The sequence below is a fragment of the Methylolobus aquaticus genome (genome assembly GCF_054172105.1).
On the sequence record NZ_JBSYXP010000003.1, the window covers coordinates 247,699 to 264,171 of the forward strand.

At 63.3% G+C, this 16,473-nt stretch carries 14 protein-coding genes; 5 read left to right on the forward strand and 9 right to left on the reverse strand.

Translation table 11 applies throughout. The features are described 5' to 3' along the window. The first annotated feature begins 26 nt into the window (after window positions 1-26). Window positions 27-1,712, forward strand: coding sequence for an ATP-dependent nuclease (locus tag ACW73L_RS05530; RefSeq protein ID WP_498920557.1), 1,686 nt, complete (start codon window positions 27-29; stop codon window positions 1,710-1,712). A gap of 163 nt (window positions 1,713-1,875) precedes the next feature. Here ACW73L_RS05530 and ACW73L_RS05535 read toward each other — a convergent pair whose 3' ends face one another. The 8 genes from ACW73L_RS05535 to hemW are packed head-to-tail and all read right to left on the reverse strand — an operon-like array spanning window position 1,876 to window position 9,645. Further along, window positions 1,876-2,148: a BrnA antitoxin family protein gene (locus ACW73L_RS05535; RefSeq protein ID WP_498920559.1), complete on the reverse strand. Its 273-nt coding sequence runs from the start codon at window positions 2,146-2,148 to the stop codon at window positions 1,876-1,878. Continuing rightward, window positions 2,120-2,347, reverse strand: a complete 228-nt coding sequence (locus ACW73L_RS05540; RefSeq protein ID WP_498920560.1) for a BrnT family toxin — start codon at window positions 2,345-2,347, stop codon at window positions 2,120-2,122. The genes ACW73L_RS05535 and ACW73L_RS05540 overlap by 29 nt, the downstream gene beginning before the upstream one ends. Before the next feature lie 32 nt (window positions 2,348-2,379). Continuing rightward, a complete protein-coding gene (locus ACW73L_RS05545) occupies window positions 2,380-4,152 on the reverse strand; it encodes a BatD family protein (RefSeq protein WP_498920562.1) in 1,773 nt (590 codons plus the stop codon). Beyond that, window positions 4,149-6,041 (reverse strand): vWA domain-containing protein, encoded by a 1,893-nt coding sequence (locus ACW73L_RS05550; protein WP_498920563.1) that lies wholly within the window; start codon window positions 6,039-6,041, stop codon window positions 4,149-4,151. The genes ACW73L_RS05545 and ACW73L_RS05550 overlap by 4 nt, the downstream gene beginning before the upstream one ends. Further along, entirely contained in the window at window positions 6,038-7,018 is a 981-nt protein-coding gene (locus ACW73L_RS05555) for a vWA domain-containing protein (protein ID WP_498920564.1), read from the reverse strand. Before ACW73L_RS05555 ends, ACW73L_RS05550 begins: the two co-directional genes overlap by 4 nt. Before the next feature lie 6 nt (window positions 7,019-7,024). Continuing rightward, window positions 7,025-7,504, reverse strand: coding sequence for a DUF4381 domain-containing protein (locus tag ACW73L_RS05560; RefSeq protein WP_498920565.1), 480 nt, complete (start codon window positions 7,502-7,504; stop codon window positions 7,025-7,027). Next, window positions 7,501-8,475, reverse strand: coding sequence for a DUF58 domain-containing protein (locus ACW73L_RS05565; RefSeq protein WP_498920708.1), 975 nt, complete (start codon window positions 8,473-8,475; stop codon window positions 7,501-7,503). The genes ACW73L_RS05560 and ACW73L_RS05565 overlap by 4 nt, the downstream gene beginning before the upstream one ends. Window positions 8,476-8,496: 21 nt before the next feature. Beyond that, window positions 8,497-9,645 carry a radical SAM family heme chaperone HemW gene (gene hemW / locus ACW73L_RS05570; protein ID WP_498920567.1) on the reverse strand — a complete coding sequence of 383 codons (1,149 nt, stop codon included), beginning with the start codon at window positions 9,643-9,645 and terminating at the stop codon, window positions 8,497-8,499. A 152-nt stretch (window positions 9,646-9,797) separates the two neighbouring features. Here hemW and ACW73L_RS05575 point away from each other — a divergent pair, with 152 nt between their 5' ends. From ACW73L_RS05575 to ACW73L_RS05590, 4 genes are read left to right on the forward strand one after another with little or no spacing between them, the layout of a single operon-like run. Then, window positions 9,798-10,745: an ABC transporter ATP-binding protein gene (locus ACW73L_RS05575; protein WP_498920568.1), complete on the forward strand. Its 948-nt coding sequence runs from the start codon at window positions 9,798-9,800 to the stop codon at window positions 10,743-10,745. After that, window positions 10,745-11,497: an ABC transporter permease subunit gene (locus tag ACW73L_RS05580; RefSeq protein WP_201276293.1), complete on the forward strand. Its 753-nt coding sequence runs from the start codon at window positions 10,745-10,747 to the stop codon at window positions 11,495-11,497. Before ACW73L_RS05575 ends, ACW73L_RS05580 begins: the two co-directional genes overlap by 1 nt. Next, a complete protein-coding gene (locus ACW73L_RS05585; protein ID WP_498920571.1) occupies window positions 11,494-12,903 on the forward strand; it encodes a GldG family protein in 1,410 nt (469 codons plus the stop codon). Before ACW73L_RS05580 ends, ACW73L_RS05585 begins: the two co-directional genes overlap by 4 nt. 3 nt (window positions 12,904-12,906) lie before the next feature. After that, the gene (locus ACW73L_RS05590) at window positions 12,907-13,935 is read left to right on the forward strand and encodes a DUF4340 domain-containing protein (RefSeq protein WP_498920573.1); all 1,029 of its coding nucleotides are present in this window, start codon (window positions 12,907-12,909) and stop codon (window positions 13,933-13,935) included. Window positions 13,936-14,425: 490 nt separating this feature from the next. Here the strand turns inward: ACW73L_RS05590 and ACW73L_RS05595 are convergent, their stop codons facing one another. Then, window positions 14,426-16,243: a hypothetical protein gene (locus tag ACW73L_RS05595; protein ID WP_498920574.1), complete on the reverse strand. Its 1,818-nt coding sequence runs from the start codon at window positions 16,241-16,243 to the stop codon at window positions 14,426-14,428. Between the last annotated feature and the right edge of the window lie 230 nt (window positions 16,244-16,473).

The window sequence follows — 16,473 nt, forward strand, 5'->3', positions numbered from 1 at the left end:
GTCCGCCTTTTCAACTGTGAGGACAAATGCTCAAACAATTGCGATTTAAAGCCGGGACAGGTCCCACACAGCCGTCGCTTGAAATTCCGCTTGCTCCCGTAACTATATTTGTTGGGCCAAATAATGGCGGCAAGTCTCGTGCATTACTTGAAATTGAGGGCTGGGTTACACACCCCACGCCGCCGGAAGGGAAGATAATACATAACCTTGTGTTTGAGCCTTGGACGCTTGCCGCCCTCCAAAAAGAGATTGCCAAGATCGAGGTTAAGCCGGATCCGTCTGAGCCGATTGGTCCTGATTACATTCTCGTCAGAAAACTCAAGCCACAAGATAATGCCGCCACTACACTACAGATTCATCTGCCGAGTCTAGAACAGGAGGCTCAAAGCCCGAATAATGGTCGTCGCGACAATTACTCGTCTTTCCTCCGTCTCTTTACGCTACGACTTGACGGCAAGAGCCGCTTAGCTCTGACTGAACAGCAAGCCGCAGGTGACCTCCAATATACCGCCCAGAATCACTTGGCCCATCTTTTCAATGACAACAAGGCACGAGCAGAGGTTCGACGCGTTGTATTTGAAGCATTTGGAAAGTACTTTGTAATTGATCCAACTAAGATTGGCTTCCTTCGCATTCGTCTTTCCTCGAGACCTCCTGTCGACGAACGAGAGGAAAAGGGATGGGAATCAACATCCGTAACCTTTCATTCCGAGGCGACACCCATAGACGATGCGAGCGATGGCGTTAAGGCGTTCGTCGGCATGCTCACAACGCTTATCGCGGGTGAGCCGAAGATAACGCTCATCGATGAACCGGAAGCCTTCCTGCATCCCGCTCTCTGTGCGCGGCTCGGGAAAGAAATCACATCCGCTATATCTGACAGTAATGGACGGATCTTCATCGCGACGCATAGTGCAAACTTCCTAATGGGGTGTGTTCAAGGTGGGGCGCCGCTCAATATTATTCGCCTTACCTATGACTACTCCACGGCCACGGTGCGGCTATTGACGAAAGAAAAGCTTGTGCCGTTGATGCGCAATCCTTTGTTAAGGTCGGTCGGTGTTCTGAATGCGCTTTTCTATAACGCTGTTATCGTTACGGAGGCCGACGCTGATCGCGCGTTCTATCAGGAAATCAACGAGCGCCTGTTGCTCGAGAGAGATCCGCGGGGGCTCGAAGGGTGCCTGTTCCTGAATGCTCAGAACAAGCAAACCGTTTGGGACATTGTTCAGCCACTCCGCGAACTTGGAATCCCCGCTGCTGGGATTGTTGATATTGACGTACTAAAGGAGGGGGGCGCCGTTTGGCAAAAGCCAATGGATGGCGCATATATCCCGAAACTCAGTCATTCCGCGTTGGCTACCGAGCGAAGTGCATTGCTCAAAGCGTTTGAAGCTACAGGCAAGGATATGAAGCGCGACAGAGGCATAGAGCTTCTGTGCGGTAGCGACCGTGAAGCCTGCGCCAATTTCTTCGCAAAACTGGCCGACTATGGAGTATTCGTCGTTCCATCAGGTGAGGTGGAGTCTTGGCTTGACGCGCTATCCGTGAGCCGGAATAAGGGGGCTTGGCTCACGACGATCTTCCAATCTATGGGTGAAGACCCTAGTTCAGCATCGTACCTGCGCCCATCTCCCGGGGATGTATGGGACTTCATTGGCCGCATTCGAGCTTGGGTCGCCAACCCGAGTCGCAAGGGAATGCCAGACTAAACATGGGTTGCCACTATCGGTCAAACTATCATTCCATCGGACCCAAAAACGGGGTGAGGTCAATCCATTAATCGCTCTGCCCCTCCCTCAGGGGGATTCCTGGGGCGGGACAACGGGGTTGTACGCAATCCACAGGCTAGATTCTGAGCATGTGCCCTGCATCTCAATGCTGATGTCGATCGATATCGTCGGAGAGCCACGCCTTGATGAGGGATTGATAAGGCACGTCCCGCTTGTTCGCCTCAATCTTGATTCGCTCCAGCAAAGCAATGGGTATACGGATCGATATTGTGGTGGTCGAGGGCTTCAGGCTCGGAAAGCGCACTGGCATTGCCTTCCCCCAATCAACATAGTCAGCGGAATCGCGGCTTTCCCAAAAAGCGCGCTCGTCGGCCTCGGTCTCGAAATCAGGTAGGGTTTTCTTTGGCTTGGCCATAGAAGGTCCTCTCTTTGCGGTGCATGTCGCGGGCGGAAATGACGCGAATCAAGCGGCCGGATGCGCGCACCGTGAATGTGATCTGCAGAAAGCGTCCATCATCGGTTTTGCCTGGGGCATGGTAACTTGGCTCGTCCCTACTGTGCTCAGGGTCGGGCATGTAGCACATCCGCTCGTTAATGAGCGCGGAGTCGTGCAACCCCCATCCCTTCCCTCAGACCCTGCAGCGTACTACGTCCGATACAGCGCCTCTAGCGTTGCGCCCCCGTCGCTCTTGCCTTTGCTTTTCGCGCCGTCACGCGAATGGTCCGCGAAGAGCGCGTACAGGCCTTCGCTGTTCCATAGTCCCTTCCCGTCTGCATAGAGTGTCCGATTCAGGTTCTGAATCAACGCGGGTGCGTCGCCACCCAAGCGGCTGGCGGTCTGCTCCAGATTGACGGGCGGTGAAGCCGGCCAGCGGGCGGCGCCCCAGGCCAGGATCGCGCGGCGCGCGGCCTCGGGGTCACCGTCTGCGCAGGCACGTTTCAACTGCTTCAGGGTTCCCGAGAAGTCGGGCGCCCGTTCGGCTTTCGTCGCAGTGGCAGCCGGTTTTCGACCGCCCCGGAAATACCAGGCCAGCCCGGTCGCGAGCCAGCCCGCGGCGCAGAGGCACGTGGCCCAGAACCATGGGTTAGCGGTCAACGGAACCGGTTGCGCCGTCGGTGACAGTGCGGTGGGGTCCGGTGTTTTCGGCGCCAGCCCGGACAGATCCAACTCATCCTCCGGCCGGATCGGTGGCGGTGGAGCTTCCGGCGAAGGCAGCACCTTCAACGTCGTTTCCGGCAGCCGGGCGACTTCGAGCTTGTCGGTCTTCGTGTTCCACCACGGAATCTCGACGCCCGGCACCTTGAAACTGCCGTCCTTCATCGGGATCAACGCGGTCTTTTCGCGCCGCACGCCGGTCAGGCCGCCGGGGCCGTGCTGCTCGCTGATGGCCGGCTGGTCGGGGTACTGCTTCAATTCGGCCGCCGTGGCAGCGCCGCGGTCGATCAATTCGGGCAGCATGCCCATCGTGACGCCCTCGCCGCGGACCGACAGGGTGCGCGTGATCGGCTCGCCGACCTTGGTCGACGGCGGGTCGCTGGACCAGGCCTGATCCAGCGTCAGGCTGGCGGCCGGCAGCCAGTGCTTGCCCTTAAACGCAGCAGGGATGGCACGCACCTGTAGGGTGGTGGCCTCGGAGCGGATCTTCGTCACGCGGCCACCGCCGCCGAAGAACTGGTCGAACATCGAATTGCCGCTGCCGGCCAGTTCGGCTTCGAGTCCTATCGGTTCGATGCGCAGCGTGCCGCTCTTCTGCGGGAAAATCGCGAAGCGGCGTTCGATGACGCCGTAGCGCCGGCCGTCCCGCTCGATCTGATAGCGGCGATCCTCGCCCAGTTTCTGGATCATCGCGTCCTCGAGCTTCGGATCCTCGAGTTGCCCGTTCCGCAGCGCCACCTGATGCAGCAGCCGTAGGGTCAGCACGACCTGGGCCTGTACATAGGGGTTCTTCGGTTCGGCCTCGACTTCCAGTTGCAGCGGCGCGGATCCGCTCCCCGCGGAGCGCTGGGCGCGGCCCGGGAGCACCGTCAGCCGGATCGGCCGGCTGGTGTCGCTGCCGAAGGCGATCGGCGGCACGGTTACGTCTCCGGCCTGCCTCGCCATGACCGTCACGGTCCACTCGGCGCGGCGGGTCAGGCGCCCGTTGACCATGTTGATCTGCGTCGACCGTCCTTGCCGCAGCACGTCGAAATCTTCGTTCAAGGGCGAGAAGTCGGGCTCGCCGTCCGGGTCTTCGTCGGCCGAAAACACCAGGTTGAAGGACTCTTCCAGCGACACCGGGTCGCGGTCGCTGGTGACGTTCACCTCGACGGCCCAGGCCTCCCCGAGCGGCCACAGCGACATCAGCACAACGATGAACGCGAGCGCCAGGGGCGAACTCGAGAGAGAGGTGGGCCGGGATGGGTACAGGCCTGGAATCATTGTTCGTCATCCTCGCTGGATTGCTGCCGCTGCCGGTATTGCCACGCGAACTTGCGTTTCAGCAGACCGGCGGGGTCGTCCGGAATGCGCCGCAGCCATTGCTCGTTGGCCTGCTGCGCTTCCTTACGCTGCATCGGGTCCGGTGCCACAGAGGGGGTCCCGGCTTTGGGCTCGGCGTTTTCAGGTGCTCCGTCCGCCTGCGCCTCCTTCGACTGATCCGCCCCCTGCTCTTCCTGGGCGGAATCCGGTTCCCCGGGTTTGTTGGCCTCTTGCGGCGGTTGCTGCGACGAGCCGTCCTGACCCTTCTTCTGGTTTTTGGGCGGTGAGTTTTCGGCGGACTGCTGCTCCGGTTGGTTCTCGGGTTGTTCGCCCTTATCCCCGTCCTTTTGATCGGGCTGATCCTGTTTGTCTGAGTCCTTCTTTTCCGCGTCCTGGCCCTCGTTCGAGCGCTTTTTCTCGGGTTGGCCACTGTCCTGCGGATCCTTCCCGGACTCGGACTGCTTTTTCTGCTGCTGCTCCTTTTTCTTCAGCGCCTTTTCCAGCAGTTCCTTGTTGTATTTGGCATCCGCATGCTGCGGATCGCGCTCCAGGACTTTCGTGTAGGCCGCGATCGCGTCCGGGTAGCGCTGCAGTTTCGCCAGTGTGTTGCCGCGGTTGTACCAGCCGTCGACCGTGTCCACCCGCTGCAGGGTCTTCAGGGCGTCCTCGTACTTGCCGGCCCGGTATTGCGCGGCGGCGCGCCAGGCGTCGTCGCGGAACTGGCCCGCCGCGTCGTCGTATTGCTGCGCCTCGAAGGCCTTGGATGCGGCCAGGTCCGGCTTGGTCCAGAGATCCCGCCATTCGAAAGCGCTGGCCGGCCGAGGCAGCGGCAGCAGCAATATCAGCAGCGCCAGCAGGCCGCTCCGGCGAAACGCCAGCGCGCCCAGCGGCAGCAAGGCCAGGACCAGCCAAGGTCCGGCTTCGATCCACTGTTCGATCCGGACCTGCGACTCCCCGGCCTCGGCCTGCGGGCCGCCGGGCCGCTCGAAGGACGCCAGCAGCCGCTCGATGTCGGACGGTCCGGAAGTCACCTCGCGATAGAGTCCGCCGCCGGCCTGGGCGACCGCTCGCAGGCCCTCGGGGTCGAGTTTGGGAACCCGGATGTTGCCGGCGTCGTCCTTCCACAGCCCACTGCGTCCCCGTGGCACGGGTCCGCCGCTTTCGGTGCCGATGCCGAGCACGGAAACGCGATAGCCCAGCCTCTGGAGGCGCTCGGCGGTCGCGACGGTTGGTGCGCGATCGACGTCTCCGGTCATCATCAGCACGTTGCCGCTGCGCAATCCCGATTGCTGCAGCAGGCGCGCCGCGAGTTCCAGCGCGAGATCGGCCCGCTGACCCTGGACCGGCGGCAGCGAGGTCGTCAACGCGCTGAGTTGGGACTGAATGGTCGCGGCGTCGTCGGTCAGCGGGGTGACCGTGAACGCATCCCCGGCGTAGATCACCAGCGCCGTCTGACCGTCGCGGCGGGCGCGCAGCAGGTCGGTGATCTTGAAACGGGCGCGATCCAGCCGGCTCGGCTTCAGGTCGGTCGCGTCCATGGCGTAGGAAAGGTCCAGGACGATGACCAGCGCGTCGTCGCTGCGGAACACCGGCACCGGCAGACGCTCCCAGACGGGCCCGGCCAGCGCGAGCAGCGCCAGCGTGCCGGCCAGTCCCGCCAGCGTGGTGCCGAACGCTCGCCCGCTGCGGGCCGGTGTGCCGACCATCAGATGCGGCAGCAGGGCGGGGTCGCACAGTTCGGAAAGATTGCCCGCCGCGCGGCGGTGCGCGGCCAGCCGCCACAGCAGCAGTGCCAGCGGCAGGAAGCCCAGCAGCCACCAGGGCCTGAGGAAATGAAACGCTTCGGTCATCGCTTCACCAGTGCCTGGACCAGCAGGCCCGCGGCCAGCAACAGCGCGGCGCCGAGCGGCCACGGGAACAGCTCTGTGAACGGGCGGTAGAACAGGTGCTCCTTCTCGACCGGTTCGAGCTGGTCCAGCACCGAGTAGATCGTCGCCAGTTCCTCGGTGTCCCGCGCGCGGAAATAGCGTCCGCCGGTCTTGTCGGCCAAGGCCCGCATCGTGTCCTCGTCGAGATCCTGGGACGGATTCACTTCCCGGGTGCCGAACAGACCGCTGACCAGCATGCGGTCGGCACCGACGCCGATCGTGTAGATCTTCAACTGCTCGCGGCTGGCGAGTTCCGCTGCCTGGAGTGGGGTCACGGCCCCGGCCGTGTTGGCGCCGTCGCTCAGCAGAATCAACACGCGCTGGTGCTCGGGATTCTGCCGCAGGCGTTTGACCGCCAGCCCGATGGCATCGCCGATCGCGGTCTTGTCCCCTGCCAGGCCGATCACCGATTCGTCGAGCAGTGTGCGGACGGTCTTGCGGTCGAAGGTCAGCGGAGCCTGCAGATAGGCCCGCTCGCCAAACAGGATCAGGCCGATACGGTCGCCGGCGCGGCGTTCGATGAATTCCCCGGCGACCGCTTTCGTTGCGGTCAGGCGGTCGACCGGGCGTCCCGCCAGCACGAAATCCTCCATCTCCATGCTGCCCGACAGATCGACGGCCATCAGCAGATCGCGGCCGCTGACGGTCTGTTCGATTGGCTCGCCCAGCCACTGCGGACGTGCCGCCGCGGTCACCAGCAGTAGCCAGGCGAGCCAGGCCAGCGCCAGTCGCGCGATCGGGTTACGCGGGGCGGTAGAGGTGCTCCGCTGCGGCAGTTCGTCGAGGAAGGGCACGCGCAGCGCGGCGCCGGAAGGGTCCCCGGCGGGTGGCAGCACCAGGCCCAGCAGCCACGGTGCGGGCAGGATCAGGAAAAGCCAGGGCCAGACGAACTGCAACATCGGGGTTCAGCGGCGCGTTTCGATCTTGGTTAGCCAGTCGCGGCACAGCTCGAACAGTGCGTCGAGGTCGGTGCTGCCAATGTCCGGCCTATACGGAGCGTCGAGCAGCGCGCGGCCCGGCCCGTCGGTGAAGCCGCTGTCGCCCAGCGCCCGGTCGAGCCACTGCAGCCAGGCCCGTCCTTGCAGCGGCGCGACCTCGTTCCGCGGATGCACGCTCAGGGCCACCCTTCGCAGCAGGATCGACAGCCGCTGCGCCTTCAGCGACGCACTCAGGTCAGTATCGCGCTCCAGGGCCGCCAGTTCACTCAGCGCGATCCGCTGGATCGCGCCGCGGCGGCGCCGGCGCCGATAAAGCCACACTGCCGCAAACACCAGCGCGACGGCGAGCAAGGGCGCGAGCCACCAGCCGGGCGGTGGCGGCCACCAGCCGATGGCGGGCGGCAGGTGGATGTCGCGCAGCGGCAGCAGATCGGCGATGCCGTTCATAGGTGGCGGTGGTCGGCGGCCATGCCGCGCTGCAGGGTGCGCAGCGGATCCTCGTCGGTCGCGCAGACAATGACTCGCATCCGGTTACCGCGAGCAAACGACTGCAGCCGCTGCAGACGGTCTTCGAAGCGCCGGCGGTGCTCGCGCGCGGCGTCCGGGCTGAAGTTTACCGACCGCTCGTTGAAACCGTCGCTGAAGCGGTAGCGGCCGCTGCTGGGTACCGATCGCTCTAGTGGATCGTAGACCGCGATCAGCACCGCTTCCCCGTGGCGGCGCAGCCGGGAGAGGCGCGTTGCGATGCCGTCGTCGAAGCCGCGAAAGTCGCTGAACAGGAACATCAATGAACCGGTGCGCGCATGCCGTTCCATGCCGCCGATGGCCTCTTCGAGCCCGGCCGACTCGGCGCCGGCGGGGCCGAGACCGGGGACCGCGTCGGCGAGGTGCTGCAGCAGGTTCAGCACCGAGCGGCGGTGCTGCTCGGGCTTGACCTCGGCGCGGGCGTGCTCGGAAAAGACCAGGCCGCCGACGCGATCACCGTGATGATGGGCGCTCCAGGCGATCAGCGCGGCCAGGCGGGCGGCGGTCACGAACTTGAACTCGTGGCGTGTGCCGAAGAACATGCCGGCGCGGCCGTCGACCGCGAGCAGCACCGGGCGCTCGCGCTCCTCGCGAAACAGTTTGGTGTGCACGCGGCCGGTGCGGGCCGTCACCCGCCAGTCGAGGCTGCGCACGTCGTCGCCGGCGATGTACGGCCGGGATTCCGCAAACTCCATGCCGCGGCCCTTGAAACGCGACAAGTACTGGCCGCTCTGGATGGCGCGAGCCATTGCGCGGTGCAGCGGCACCGCGGCCGACGGCGCCGACAGCCGGACCAGCGTGTCGAGCCGCGGGCGCACGCGGTCGTCGCTGGGCAATTCGGAGGTAGCGGGCGCGCCGGTGATTCCGGAAGGGGGGGCGGTGCCTGGGGACATCGTGCTCACTCGCCTTTCCGATCAGTGAACGAAACGGCCCAGCACGTCGGTTAGGAACAGCCAGCCGCGCTCGGAACAGCGGATCGCGCCGCCGTCGCGTTCCAGCAGCCCGTCGCCGAGGCAATTCGACAGGGAAGGCTCCAGCGCGCTCAGCGGCAGGCCGGTGCGGCGCGGGAAGTCGCTCTCAAAAAAGCCGTCGCGCATGCGCAGGGCGTTCATCAGGAATTCCAGCGGCCGCTCGTCATGCCCGATCTCGTGCTCGAGGGTGACGGGTTCCACACCGGAGCGGAGCCCGAGGTAAACGTCGGGGCTGCGGACCTTGCTGGTCCGGAGCAGCCTGTCGCCGGCGCCGTCGGTGATCTTGCCGTGGGCCCCGGCGCCGATCCCGAGATAGTCGCCGAAGGTCCAGTAGTTCAGGTTGTGCCGGCACTGGCGCCCGTCGCGGGCATAGGCGGAGACTTCGTATTGGCGGTAGCCGCTGCAGGCCAGCGCTTCCTGGCATTGCTGCTGGATCTGCCAGGCCGTGTCGTCGTCGGGAAGCACCGGCGGCTGCTTGAAGAAGGCCGTGCCCGGCTCCAGCGTCAGCTGATACCACGAGATGTGCTCGGGGCTGAGCTCGATGGCGGTCGTAACGTCAGCCAGCGCCGCGTCCACGTTCTGGTCCGGGAGGCTGAACATCAGGTCGAGGTTGAGGTTGTCGAAACCCGCCGAGCGGGCGACGTCGACCGCACGCAGCGCCTCGCCGCCGTCATGCACGCGGCCCAGGGCGTGCAACATGCGATCGTCGAAACTCTGGATGCCGATCGACAGCCGGTTGATGCCGGCGGTGCGAAAGCTCTTGAACTTGTCCATCTCGAAAGTGCCGGGGTTGGCCTCGAGCGTGATTTCGGCGGTGCCGGCCAGTGTTGCGCGCTCATCGATCCCCCGCAGCAGCCGATCGATCGCTGCAGGCTCGAACAGGCTCGGTGTGCCGCCGCCGATAAAGACCGTTTCGATGGTGCGTCCCGCGACCCGCTCCAGTTCCCGGTCGAGATCGGACAACAAGGCTGTGACATAATCGGCCTCCGGCAGTGCCGACGGCCGGCCGTGCGAGTTGAAATCACAGTACGGACACTTGCGCAGACACCACGGGATATGGATGTACAGGCTGAGCGGCGGGTTGCTGAGCATCGAGTCGCGGCAGGGGACATGGAGACCCGCAAGCTTAACAGATCACCGGCATCGGCGCGGTCCTGCCGACGCCTTCCCCCGCGGCTGCGCCTCGCGGCCGAATGCCTTATTCCCTTTGTTTTTGTGGATCGTTTTTGTATCTTACGCGCGCCATGACCAACCTAGTTCAAGTCGAACAGCTGTACCGTTACTACGGGGATCACTGCGCCGTCCAGGACGTCACATTCACGCTCGAGAAGGGTGAGATCCTGGGTTTTCTCGGTCCGAACGGGGCCGGCAAGACCTCGACCATGCAGATGATCTGCGGCAATCTCGCGCCCACCTCCGGGCAGATCGTCATCAATGGCGTTGACCTGCTGGACCAGCCCAAGGAAGCCAAGCGCGCGCTCGGCTACCTGCCGGAAATTCCGCCGGTCTATCGCGAGTTGACGGTCGACGAATACCTGAATTACTGCGGGCGGCTGCACGGGCTGTCACGCGAGCGGCTAAGCCGGGCCTGCGCCCAGGCCAAGGAACGCTGCGGGCTCGAAGACGTGGGTGCGCGGCTGATCGGCAACCTGTCGAAGGGCTATCAGCAGCGCGTCGGCATCGCGCAGGCCATCCTGCATACACCGGCCGTCATCATCCTCGACGAACCGACCGTGGGTCTCGACCCGATCCAGATCCGCGAGATCCGCGAGCTGATCGCCGAACTGGGCAAGGAGCACGGGATCATCCTGTCGACCCACATCCTGTCCGAGGTGCAGGAATCATGCACCCACGTGCAGATCATCCACCGCGGCCGGCTGGTGCTGAAGGACACCATCGAGGGCCTGGAGCTGCAGATGCGCGCTTCCAGCCTCTTGCTGACGACCCGCCGCGCCGTCGATGCGGACCGCCTGCGCGTCGTCGCCGGGGTGCAATCCGTGGAATCGGTGGAGGACAACGTCTGGCGTATCTTCCACGACAAGGGCACGACGCCGGCCGAGGCGATTGCCGAACTGGTCGTGACCGGCGGCTGGGGGCTGCTGGAGCTGACGCCGGAGCGGCGCTCGCTCGAAGAGGTGTTCATCGATATGACGCAAACCGGTGCCGCCGGTGTAGGGGAGGACGTGACGTGATGGCTTTGACGATAGCCGGGCGTGAACTGCGGACGATGTTCCTGTCGCCGCTGGCCTGGTCGATACTCGCCGTGATCCAGATCATTCTCGCCTACATGTTCCTGGCGCAGATCGACTGGTTCCTGATGATGCAGCCGCGGATGGCAGGCATGGAGGATGCGCCGGGCGTCACCGATCTGATCGTGGCGCCGCTGTTCGGCAATGCCGGCGTGATCCTGCTGCTGGTGACGCCCTTGCTGACGATGCGGCTGATCAGCGAGGAGCGCCGGAACCGCACACTGAGCCTGTTGTTCACCGCACCGGTTTCGATGACCGAGATTGTGCTCGGCAAATATCTGGGCGTGTTCGGTTTCCTGATGATCATGGTCGTCATGATCGCGCTGATGCCGCTGTCGCTGCTGGCCGGCGGCGGGCTGGACGGCGGCAAGCTCGCGGCCTGCGTGCTCGGCCTGGTCTTGTTGCTGGGCGGTTTTGCCGCCCTGGGCCTGTATATCTCGGCTCTCGCGAATCAGCCGACGGTCGCGGCGGTCAGCACATTCGGCGCGCTGCTGCTGTTGTGGATCGTCGACTGGAGCGGGAATGCGGTGCAATCGGCAAGCGGCGCGCTGGAATACGTGTCGATGCTGCGACACTACGAGAATCTGCTGAAGGGGCTGGTCAACACCAGCGACCTGATCTATTTCGTACTGTTCATCGCGACTTTCCTGGTTCTGAGCGTGCATCGCCTGGATAACGACCGCCTGCAACAATGAAAATCAGCCGTAAGCTCCATACCGAGATTCGCCTGCAGAATCTCGCGTTCAGCCTGTTGTTCCTCGCCGTCGTCGGCCTGCTGGCCTGGCTCAGCACGCGCTATTCGACCCAGTTCGACTGGACGGCCGGCGGTCGCCACACGCTGTCGGAGGCCAGCCGCAAGGTGCTGGACCTGATCGACGGGCCGGTCAAGATCACCGCCTACGCGCGCGAAAACCGGCAACTGCGCGAACAGATCGACGACCAGATCGGCCGCTTCGTGCGCGCCAAGCCATCTCTCTCGCTGCAGTTCGTTAATCCGGACACGCAGCCGGACAAGATTCGCGAACTCGGCATCACGACCGATGGCGAATTGTTCGTCGAATACCAGGGCCGCAGCGAGAAGCTGCCGCAAGCCACGGAAACGGCCCTGACCAATGCGCTGCAACGCCTTGCGCTGGCGAAGGACCAGCATGTCGTGGTGCTCGAAGGACATGGTGATCGTTCCATCGTGGGACGGGCGAATCACGATCTGAGCCAGTTTTCGGAAGAACTCGGGCGCAAGGGCATCACGCTGTCGGCGCTGAATCTGGCCGTCACGCCGGCGATTCCGGACAACACCTCCGTGCTGGTAATTGCCGGGCCGAAGACCAACCTGCTGCCGGGTGAGGTCACGCTGATCCAGAGCTATGTGAACGCCGGCGGCAATCTGCTGTGGCTGGCCGATCCGGGTGAGCTGCACGGTCTGGCGCCGCTGGCGCAGCAACTCGGCATCAAGTTCCTGCCGGGCGTCGTCGTCGATGCGTCGACGCAGCTGTTCGGCATCGCCGACCCGACCTTCGCGCTGGTGGCCGAGTATCCGCCGCACGCGATCACGACACAGTTCCAGAACGTCACGATGTTCCCGGCGTCCGCGGCGATCGAAAAGCCCGACGCGCCCGGTGCTCCCTTCGAGGGCGAGGCGTTCCTGAGCACGCTGGCGCGTTCGTGGACGGAGACCGGCAAGATCGAGGGCAAGATCCAGTTCGATGCCAACCAGGGCGAGAAGCAAGGGCCGCTGGCCATCGCTTACGCGCTGACCCGCTCCGTGTCGAAACCCGAGGCGCCGAAGCCGGCCAAGCCCGATGCGAAGCCGGAGGACGCCGCGAAGCCGAAGCTGCAGCGCATCGTCGTCGTCGGCGATGGGGATTTCCTGACCAACGCGTACCTCGGAGAGGGGGGCAACCTGGAACTCGGCATGAACATGATCCACTGGCTGGCGCAGAACGATCAGTTCATCAACATTCCGGCCCGCACGGCGCCCGACGCCGCACTGAACCTGCCCCAGACGGCCCTCGGCGTGATCGCCGTCGGCTTCCTGATCGTGCTCCCGCTGGCGCTGATCGGCGCCGGGGCTTTCGTGTGGTTTCAGCGGCGGAGAAGCTGATCGATGAAAAGCCGGTTGCTGTTGAACCTGGTGCTGGTGTGCGTGGTCGCTGCGCTGGCCCTCGTGGCCGTATTCGAGCCGGGCAAGGACAAGCCGAAGAGTAATCCACTGACGTCGATCGAGGAGAGCGGCGTCGAATCCTTTACGCTGCGCAATCAGGAAACGATCGAGTTCGAGCGCAAGAACGGCGGCTGGTGGTTGAAGTCACCCTTCGTGGCGCCGGCGAACGAGATCCGCGTGCGCCAGTTGCTGGACGTCGCGCGCTCCGACACGGATGCGCAGTATCCCGTCAGTCTCGACGATCTGCCGAAGTTCGAGCTCGACAAGCCCAAGGTCTCGATGACCCTGGGTGACACGACGATCCTGTTCGGCGGGTCGGATCCGATCGACATGCGGCGCTACGTGCTGATCGGCAGCACGTTGTATCTGGTCCGCGACGACTTCTTCCATCACCTGAACGCCAAGGCCATCGACTATGTCGACAAGAAGCTCCTGGCTGAAGGGGCGAAAATCACATCGATCACGATTCCCGGGTTGAAGGCAAAGCTCGATGAGGGTGGCCACTGGCTGTTCGAGCCTCCAGTCGGCGATGCGCCGGCGGTCTCCGCGGCCCTGCTGAATGCCTGGCAATCGGCCCGGGCCATCGATGTCCAGCGGTGGGACAAGCCGGAAGGGGGCGAGCCGATCCATATCGGGCTGGCCGACGGCACGGCCGTCGAGTTCACGCTGGTGAAGCGGGAACCCGAACTGATACTGGCGCGAAAGGACTGGGGCCTCAAGTACGAACTCGTCGGTGCCGTTGCCAAGCAACTGCTGAACGAAAAGGCGCCGGACGAGCCCGCCAAGGAGCCCGAGGACGACGAGGCCGCGCCGGACGACGAGCACGACCACGATGCCGAGGGGCACGAACCGGGCGACGACGAAGCCGAAGGATCGGACGCTTCAGATCCCGAAGAGGCCGATGCGCCGGATGCCGGAGAGGGTGAAGACGCTGGCGAGGGTGAAGCCGCTGGCGACGAGCCGATGGACTGACCAAGCCCTCGAGCCTTGGGAGTGAGTCCCCCGTCAGAGCAGCGTTTCATCCGTCAGTGGGCCGCGAGCAGGCGCGATCTTGGTGGACACGCCGACGGTATGGAGTCGCCGCTACAGTGTTCCGGCAAATAATCGATGGCCATGCGCCGATTAGGAGGCGGAAGCGTACACGAGTGGCCGCGCGGCCTTAGGCGAAGAGATGGCCCGCGCGTTGCCGATACGCCTTTTGCTAGGTGACGGCCGCCCATAATGCAGAATGCCCCGAGGCGCCCCCGCACGTTGCTGTCCGGGAAACAGGCTGGCTTATCGCTCCGACGCGGTGAGGCACGCGTATGGCAACCCGGCCACGCTTACCGTCAGTAGCCCGTCGGATCGAGGCGCCGGAAAGCTCCAGACGCCTCGATCATCCCGGCATGCGATGGCCGGGCGTGCGGCCTGTTTCAGGCGGGCCCGTCCGTTCAGATCATCCTCACTACCGTGATGCTCGGCTTCATCTGAGTACGAAGACGTCATCTTTGGCGGCGAACCATCCCTGTCCCGAATACCCGTTCAAGCGCACTGTCCTCTTGCCAATGAGCGGCATTTGCCCAGGATTCGGCTTCCCCCCGGACGGGAAGATCGACGAACTCTTCACCGAGAGCACCAGGTCGGGGTAGCCGTCTCCCTGATAGCATTTCCCCGAAGCGCTGACATCCTTGATCGTCCAGGATGCTGCGGGGATTCCCTCAATCAGAATGCTCGCCGGATCAATGGTAGCAACATTGAGCGCTGGCGATCCGAGAATGGCGATGGCCAAGTCCTGTGGCACCCGGATGCTGTTCGTGCAGGATCCAGGTACCGCATCCACGGCGTATTCATTCGGATAGAATTCCAGCGGCTCTTTCGGGGCCAGCGGAATGTGCAACAGGCCCTCGTAGTCCGGCGAGTAACGCCATAGCCGATAAGCGCCTCGAGGAGTTGTGACAACATCGCCCTGAGAAGCGCCGCTGTTGACGTCGAGATATTCCCAGACCTTTTCGCCCTTGTGCGTGATCTCGAAAAAATACCCATAAGGTCCGTTGTTGATCAGCGTGTTGCCATTGGCCAAACGCTGCGCCGACGAGATGAACGGGGCGACGAATGGCGGCCGAGGCGGTTCGCCTTGCACGGGTTCGGCGTATTGCCAGATGGGCTTCCTGGGTCCATAGGCTAAGCCAGGAAACGGCTGGCGATAGGAGCCGAAAGCTCCAATGGGGGTCTTCACCTCTATGACCGAGGATTCACCCCAGTCAGTGCCGTTATTGAAGATCAGTAGATTGCCAGCCCCGGGAAATCCCTTCGGTATCCATAACACCCTGTGTTGGAAGGACAACTGCTGATCGCCCCGGTCGCTGGAACTCACAAACGGCTGGCCGGCGTTGTATGCATAGGGGTTTCCCCAGCGATAAAGGAAGTCACCGGCCGTTGTTCTTGCCTGGTCGGTCGTCAGTGCATGGCTGATGATTCGAACTTCGTTTTGCAGCGAGGCGCTCAGGGCGATCTCGTTGCGCTCCGCATTGAATGCGATCGCGTTATAGCGCCCGAAAGTCCATGCACCTTGTATGAAATTGCCGCAGACTCCCTCGGCCGGATCCACATAGGCTATATCGGCTCGGTGCCGATTGGGTTCCTGGGTGGCGGAATTGTACATGTGATCCCAGGTGTTCCATCGCCAGACCACTTTCCATCCACTTTTGAAGCCAATCTTCCGGTTTATCGGGGCAACTTCCCATAGGTTGTCTACCCTCAGCTTTTCGAGTATCGGCGCTGGTGGTCGCGGACAGGCATCGGTAAGGGCCACAGGAAACCCCGCCGTTTCCGCTTCAGCTCGGGTCTTCTCGATGTATCCGGGCAAAAGCAGGTTTCCGTTCGGGAGTTCGACCACCTCATGGTGCCCGTACCAACGATCGGGCCCCAGGGTGCGGCTATCGATCTTCCAGGCGATATTGCTGTCCTTGTCCAGGGCCGCGATACCCCAGTCGGCGGTAAGAACCAGCTCGCCGTTCTTGCGAAGAAATACTTCGCCACCGGGGCGGACGCCCTCCGGTTTTGGCAGAAGGTCGTCTGGTATGGTCCATTGATGAACCGGATTCCCCGCGTTATTGAGTAGGTAAATTTCGGTTCCGCCAAGCGGTTTGTATAGGTTATACCCCTCGTATGCTCGCGTGTCCCGCTTGATCACACCTAGAGTCCGTGTGGCGTCGGCCAGACCCTCGGTTGAAACCGCAATTAGTCCGCACAAGGCCGCCAGGGACAACAGGTTTCTTAATGTTGAGCTTCTGGTATCCATCTGAAACTTCCCCTTAAAATCAGCATGATTCGATACGACTTCGCTGAGGCTGTGACCCGTCGCAAGGAGCCGGTGGATAGGTCTTGCTGGCGATGGGCCGAATGCCCAGCATCTTCGCTGATAGCCGTCAGACTCAGATGAATCGAGTGTGTCCAGAAGTCGCTTGTGGCCACGCCCGGCACTCTGATGCCAAAGGGTCAGCGCCCGTGGTCGTGAATGTTCGGATGCAG

What these genes read in the sequence shown, in the direction of transcription:
- ACW73L_RS05530 (WP_498920557.1), top strand. Translation starts at nt 27, where the DNA reads ATGCTCAAACAATTGCGATTTAAAGCCGGGACAGGTCCCACACAGCCG.
- ACW73L_RS05535 (WP_498920559.1), bottom strand. Translation starts at nt 2,148, where the DNA reads ATGGCCAAGCCAAAGAAAACCCTACCTGATTTCGAGACCGAGGCCGAC.
- ACW73L_RS05545 (WP_498920562.1), bottom strand. Translation starts at nt 4,152, where the DNA reads ATGATTCCAGGCCTGTACCCATCCCGGCCCACCTCTCTCTCGAGTTCG.
- ACW73L_RS05550 (WP_498920563.1), bottom strand. Translation starts at nt 6,041, where the DNA reads ATGACCGAAGCGTTTCATTTCCTCAGGCCCTGGTGGCTGCTGGGCTTC.
- ACW73L_RS05555 (WP_498920564.1), bottom strand. Translation starts at nt 7,018, where the DNA reads ATGTTGCAGTTCGTCTGGCCCTGGCTTTTCCTGATCCTGCCCGCACCG.
- ACW73L_RS05560 (WP_498920565.1), bottom strand. Translation starts at nt 7,504, where the DNA reads ATGAACGGCATCGCCGATCTGCTGCCGCTGCGCGACATCCACCTGCCG.
- ACW73L_RS05565 (WP_498920708.1), bottom strand. Translation starts at nt 8,475, where the DNA reads ATGTCCCCAGGCACCGCCCCCCCTTCCGGAATCACCGGCGCGCCCGCT.
- hemW (WP_498920567.1), bottom strand. Translation starts at nt 9,645, where the DNA reads ATGCTCAGCAACCCGCCGCTCAGCCTGTACATCCATATCCCGTGGTGT.
- ACW73L_RS05575 (WP_498920568.1), top strand. Translation starts at nt 9,798, where the DNA reads ATGACCAACCTAGTTCAAGTCGAACAGCTGTACCGTTACTACGGGGAT.
- ACW73L_RS05580 (WP_201276293.1), top strand. Translation starts at nt 10,745, where the DNA reads ATGGCTTTGACGATAGCCGGGCGTGAACTGCGGACGATGTTCCTGTCG.
- ACW73L_RS05585 (WP_498920571.1), top strand. Translation starts at nt 11,494, where the DNA reads ATGAAAATCAGCCGTAAGCTCCATACCGAGATTCGCCTGCAGAATCTC.
- ACW73L_RS05590 (WP_498920573.1), top strand. Translation starts at nt 12,907, where the DNA reads ATGAAAAGCCGGTTGCTGTTGAACCTGGTGCTGGTGTGCGTGGTCGCT.
- ACW73L_RS05595 (WP_498920574.1), bottom strand. Translation starts at nt 16,243, where the DNA reads ATGGATACCAGAAGCTCAACATTAAGAAACCTGTTGTCCCTGGCGGCC.